The 1,520-nt window shown below is 58.9% G+C and carries 1 protein-coding gene; it reads left to right on the top strand.

From position 1 onward, the window contains the following. Positions 1-112 precede the first annotated feature (112 nt). Positions 113-1,495, top strand: coding sequence for an IS5-like element ISMaq6 family transposase (locus tag Q675_RS35420; RefSeq protein ID WP_011784944.1), 1,383 nt, complete (start codon positions 113-115; stop codon positions 1,493-1,495). The last annotated feature ends 25 nt before the right edge of the window (positions 1,496-1,520 follow it).

Raw genomic sequence — 1,520 nt, forward strand, 5'->3', positions numbered from 1 at the left:
GTCGCCCCTGCAAAAGTAAAAACCTGAACAAAGGCAATGAGTTGGCCTGACTTCGGGGTATAATATCCATCATAAATCTCCCCGTTTCGTCCAAAAACCGGAAGAAAGCCCCATGATCCCACGGGATAAGCGCCAGGCACCACAGCGAGATCTGCTGGAAACCTACCTCGAAGACATCCTCAACCCCCGGCACGAACTGGTGCAGATGGGTAAACGGATCGACTGGACCGCCTGCGAACAACATTTTGGTCAGTTGTACGCGGTGCAAGCCGGGCGTCCGGGACTGCCCATCCGGTTACACGTGGGCTTGCAGTTGCTCAAGCACATGTATGCGCTGTCAGACCGTGATGTTCTGGATCGCTGGGTAGAGAACCCCTACTGGCAACACTTCTGCGGCGAAGTGATCTTCCAACACCGGCTGCCCATGGACGAAACCACCATGATGCGGTTCCGGCACCGCATTGGCGAAGGCGGTGCCTGTGAGCTTCTCAAAATGAGCATTGCCCTGGGTCAGGACACCGGCGTCATTGCGCCGGAAAGCCTCAAGGTGGCCGTCATCGACACCACCGTCATGCCCAAGGCGATTGCCTATCCCAGTGACGCCCGCCTTGCAGGCCGTTGCCACCGGCAACTGGTCGCGCTGGCCAAGGATGAGGGCATCAAATTCCGGCAGACCTTCTGTAAGGGGTTGCCCGGCCTGGTCTGGCAGGTGGGCCGCTATGCCCATGCCCGGCAGTTCAAGCGGATGCACAAGGTGCTGCGCCGGATGCACCGGAACCTGGCCAGGATCTGTGAGGCCATCGTTGACCAGCGCACGATGGAGGAGCGCTCCGAGCGCCTGAATCACAAGCTCCATCAGGCCTTGCAGTTGCTGAACCAGTATGGCGACCGCACCGTCAAACCCCGGCTGTACAGCCTGCACGAACCGGAAGTGGTGTGTATCGCCAAAGGCAAGGCCCGCACCCGTTATGAGTTCGGCTCCAAGGTCAGCGTGGTGACCACAGCCAAAGAAGGCTTTGTGCTGGATTGCCAGGCCCTGGCCGGCAATCCCTACGATGGTCACACCGTCGACACAGCGCTCAAACGAGTGCTTCTGCATACCCGCAAGATGCCGGAGCATCTGTTGGCCGACCGAGGCTACCGTGGCAGCGAAAGCACGTACCTCTCCAGGATCCACATCACCGGCAAGCGGCGAGGCCGCGGCAGGGCCCACCCCGATCAGCAACACCGACGAAACAGTATCGAGCCGATCATCGGCCACCTGAAAAGCGACGGCCTGATGTATCGGAACTTCCTCAGAGGGTTTACCGGCGACACGATACACGCGGTTCTGTGCGGCGTTGGCCTGAACCTGAGGAAGGTTCTGAGGAAGCTCGTCGAGCTTCTTTGGCCTTATGAAAACGGACGGCATTTACGCCTGATATTGGCTATTTTATGGTCAACCCCGGCGTTGCCGGATGAATCGGCAGAGACCGGTAAATTGCTGGCTGTCTGAAAACGGCGTTTTTGCAGGGGCGACT

The sequence above is a fragment of the Marinobacter sp. EN3 genome (assembly GCF_000475315.1).
GTDB classification, from domain to species: Bacteria; Pseudomonadota; Gammaproteobacteria; order Pseudomonadales; family Oleiphilaceae; genus Marinobacter; species Marinobacter nauticus.